This is a genomic window from Skermanella sp. (assembly GCF_059503625.1).
In genome coordinates, this window is the sequence record NZ_JCACHA010000114.1 from 1 (window position 1) to 3,838 (window position 3,838).

At 65.0% G+C, this 3,838-nt stretch carries 4 protein-coding genes, 1 tRNA gene and 1 pseudogene; 2 read left to right on the forward strand and 4 right to left on the reverse strand.

Annotated elements, in window-relative coordinates:
• The 4 genes and pseudogenes from AC5JJ6_RS03125 to AC5JJ6_RS03140 form a co-directional block, all read right to left on the reverse strand.
• Window positions 1-334 (reverse strand): annotated as a pseudogene (locus AC5JJ6_RS03125) (DUF2497 domain-containing protein); the annotation flags it as partial.
• Window positions 335-433: 99 nt separating this feature from the next.
• Complete coding sequence (locus AC5JJ6_RS03130) at window positions 434-1,816, reverse strand: TolC family outer membrane protein (RefSeq protein WP_496040646.1); 1,383 nt, start codon at window positions 1,814-1,816, stop codon at window positions 434-436.
• Window positions 1,816-2,148: a rhodanese-like domain-containing protein gene (locus tag AC5JJ6_RS03135; RefSeq protein WP_496040647.1), complete on the reverse strand. Its 333-nt coding sequence runs from the start codon at window positions 2,146-2,148 to the stop codon at window positions 1,816-1,818. The genes AC5JJ6_RS03130 and AC5JJ6_RS03135 overlap by 1 nt, the downstream gene beginning before the upstream one ends.
• A 106-nt stretch (window positions 2,149-2,254) precedes the next feature.
• A complete protein-coding gene (locus AC5JJ6_RS03140; protein WP_496040648.1) occupies window positions 2,255-2,911 on the reverse strand; it encodes a protein-L-isoaspartate O-methyltransferase family protein in 657 nt (218 codons plus the stop codon).
• Between the two features lie 274 nt (window positions 2,912-3,185).
• Here AC5JJ6_RS03140 and AC5JJ6_RS03145 point away from each other — a divergent pair.
• A tRNA-Cys gene (locus AC5JJ6_RS03145) sits at window positions 3,186-3,259 on the forward strand.
• A gap of 393 nt (window positions 3,260-3,652) precedes the next feature.
• The coding region (locus tag AC5JJ6_RS03150; RefSeq protein WP_496040649.1) for a hypothetical protein at window positions 3,653-3,838 on the forward strand (186 nt) is incomplete at its 3' end.

The following is a 3,838-nucleotide window of genomic DNA, read 5'->3' on the forward strand; positions in this document are numbered from 1 at the left end:
GGGTTTCCAGCGACAGCGGAGGCTCGGGCTCATCCTCCGGCTCGGGGTCGGGATCCATGGCGCGCGCCCAGGGATCGTCTTCCGGCGGATCCTCCACATCGATGACCGACCCGTCGTCCTGGACCATCTGGGTGAGTTCCAGCACGTCCTCATCCATCGGCTCCGGAGCCGGCGGCGGTGGTGCGAAGGCTGAAACAGGGGGCGGCGCCGCGGGCGCCGGTGCGGGTTCAGGCTTGCTCGGCTCGGCAGGCTCGGTGTCTTCGGATATGATTCGCCGGATGGAGGCAAGGATTTCCTCCATCGACGGTTCTTGCTGGGACTTCGTATCACTCATCAGCGCAACCCCAGGGGCCTGATCGGGAACCCGGAGCCTATGGCACCACAGGTTAAATTACTACCAAGTCGTTGAGCCGGCCGACCCGGAGCCGCATTGTCATTCATCGATGTCGGTGCCCCACCACTTGCCGCGCACCTGCTTGTAATGCTTCGTGTGGTCGTAGAACGGTACCTTCAGGCCGAGCTGCCGGGCAGAAAGCTGGCCGGTCGCCGAGAGAACCGAGAAGGCGGCGACCATTTCGTTGCGCTGTGCCTGGACGAGCTGGACGCGGGCGTCCAGCAGTTCCTGCTCGCTGTCCAGGGTGTCCAGCGTGGTCCGCGACCCGACCAGCGCTTCCTGGCGCACGCCCTCCAGGGCGATTTCGGAAGCGCGGACCTGCGACTGCCGCGATTCGATGGTGGCGCGGGCGGTCGTCAGGCCTTCCCAGGCGCGAATCGCGTTCTCGACCACCTGCCGGCGCGATTCCTCGATCTGGATGCGCCGCTGGCCGGCGGTCTGGCGGGCTTCACGGACGCGCGACTCGACCGAACCCGCCTGATACAGCGGGATCGTCACCGAGGCCGTCACCGAGGCGCCGTCCTGCCGGTCGGCCTGGGAGCTTGGTTCGTAGGTACGCGACAGGGTGCCGCGCAGGTTGGCGGACGGCAGCATCTCGCCCCGGACTGCATCGACGGCGTTGCGCGCCGCGGATTCCGAATACTCGGCCGCGATGACGGTCGGGTTGTTGCTTTCCGCCAGGGCGACGGTTTCTTCCCGCGAGGACGGCAGGTCGAACACAAGGCGCGGCGCCGACAGGCGGCCGGGAGGCGCTCCGATCACGCGGGCGTAGATCGCCCGGCTGCTGCTGAGCTGGCCTTCCGCCTGGATGCGGTCCGACAGGGCGCGGGCAAGGCGCGACTCCGCCTGGCTGACGTCGGTGCGGGTGATCTCGCCGACGTTGAAGCGGTCGCGCGAGGCGTCGAGCTGGCGGCGCAGGACCTGTTCGTTGTTGACGTTCAGGTCGACGACGGCCTGATCGCGGACGACGTCCAGATAGGCCGTGGCGCCGTCGAGCAGGACCGACTGTTCGGTCGAGAGCAGATCGGCGCGCTGCGCCTCGACCAGGGCTTCAGCGCGCTTGGTTCCCGCCTGGGTGCGGCCGCCGGAGTAGAGCGGCTGGACGACGCTGAGATCGACGCCGCGCTGCGCGAGATTGGAGTTGACGTCCCGCGACCCTGTCCTGGTGCGGGCACGGGAGTAGCCGGCATCGGCGCCGGCCTCCACCGTCGGCCGGTATCCGGAGAGCGCCTGCGGCACCAGTTCGTCGGTCGCGCGCAACTGCGCGCGCTGCGACTCGATCGTGGGGTTGCTGACGTAAGCGTTCGCCAGGGCCTCTTCCAGGCTTTGCGCCCCGGCCGGCTGGCCTGACAGGGCGAGCAGGAGGACACCGCCGAGCGATGCGCTCCATGCCCGGCCGGACAGCCGTGATTTACGTGCCATCAATACACCTTCATCGTCGGATCGATACGTCGAGCCCAGGCATCGACACCACCCATCAGGTTGGTCGCCTTGTCGTAGCCGTTGTGGCGGAGCCACGCGGTCGCCTGCGCGCTCCGTCCGCCATGATGGCAGATCACGACGATCTGGCGGTCCTTCGGCAGCTCCGCCGCCCGCTGGGGCAGCGTTGTCAGAGGAATGCTGCTGCTCCCTTCAATGGCGCACAGATCGAACTCCCACGGCTCCCGCACATCCAGCAAGGCTACCTCGGCGCCGGACTGTTGCATGGACTTGAGAGTATCGACATCGATCTGCAACGGCACCTTATCGGACATCACAGACTCCTTAAGTCGTTCATCGGGGGCGGACCGCCCCGGTCATGAAGCCCCGGTCGGGAGGCCCTGCCCGGGAAGCCATGTCCAGACAGCCTGCCCGGACCGCTCAGAACTCGAAAACCGGCTTCGGCTCGAATCCGGGCAGCAGCGGCGTCGCGGCGTCGAACAGGATGCGGCCCGTTTCGACCTTGCCCGTGCGCTGGAACAGACGGGCCTGCCCCATGCGCCCGTCGGGCGACACGACTGTAACCAACCTGCCGCCTTCGGCCAACTGCTCCAATATCGCCGGAGGTACTTCCGCCACGGCACCGTGCAAAAGTATCACATCGTAGGGCGCCTGTTTTGCATAACCCTGCTCCAGCGGACCCTGCACCACCACCACGTTATCGACGCCGAGTTCGCGCAGCGTCGCTTCGGCGCGCGAGGCCAGTTCCGCATCGGACTCGAGCGCCACGACCGTCGCAGCCATGCGGGACAGCAGCGCGCTGGCGTAGCCGGTGCAGGCGCCGACGTCGAGGACGATGTCGGTCGGCTTGACGTAGGCTTCCTGGAGGAGGCGGGCGATCACCATCGGCTCGATCAGATAGCGTCCCTTGGCGACGGGAATGTCCTCGTCGACATAGGCGATCCCGCGCGACGCCTTGGGCACGAACAGTTCCCGGGGGATACGCGACATCGCGTCGACCAGGGCGTGGTCGGTCACTTTGTTGGGGCGAACCTGCCCTTCGACCATATTATAGCGAGCGGCTGAATAATCGGGCATGGCAACCGTTTTCTGATCTTGTTTCGCCTGGACGCGCCTGTGATCCGCGGCGGAGCGGCGCTGAGTGGCCTTATATCCGCCAATGCGTTGAAACACAACGGACAGCCTTGGGACCGGAACTCAGGCGGCCGGGTTCCTGGCAAGTCGGGTTCCGTGGGCGGGAGTGTCGAACAGCCGCGACAAGTGCGCGGAGCAGTGCTTGACCGGGACAATCCGGCCCGCTATATCAGGACACCTTCCGGGCCGGCGAGTTTCAGCCGGTAACCGGCACCGTGGCGCGGTGGCAGAGTGGTGATGCAGCGGACTGCAAATCCGTATATGTGGGTTCGATTCCCACCCGTGCCTCCAACTTCCTCAAATCATTGTAGTAATGGGCAGAAACGGTGCGTGCCGCTGGCGTCGCGCGCGTGATGTCCCATTGTCGTTCGCGAGGGCAGGGCGAAATCCTCTTCCCTCCCCTGCCCGCCCCACCCCCACAGTTTTCATGCATACTCCAATCGATTTTTTCTAAATTGAAGCAAGAAGAGAAACTAGTACGTTAGTAGTCTTCCTCTGTGCCTTCCGTGGATAGGTCGTTATTGCTGACGCAATTTTACTACACTGCGCTGACTATTCAGTAAGCCGGCATTAAAATAATCGCCGAGAGCCCATGGATTGGTGCATCATCTATTTGAAAGCGGGTGGGCCGGTCGGTTGAAAAGCGGTTTCGGTCCCCAGGTGTATCGAGTGAGGGAGCGGACCATGCAGATCGCGGCTGGACACAATGTCACACTTACCCGCAGCCACCTCGTTGCGGCGACAGTGGCCCTTGTTCTGATGGTTTCCATCGCCGCCGGGATGCTTCTGGCGACCGGCGGCGGGTTGGGCGACGGACTGGGTGTCCCGGGAAATTCGCTGCCGGAGAATACCCGCCCGATGATCCTGATC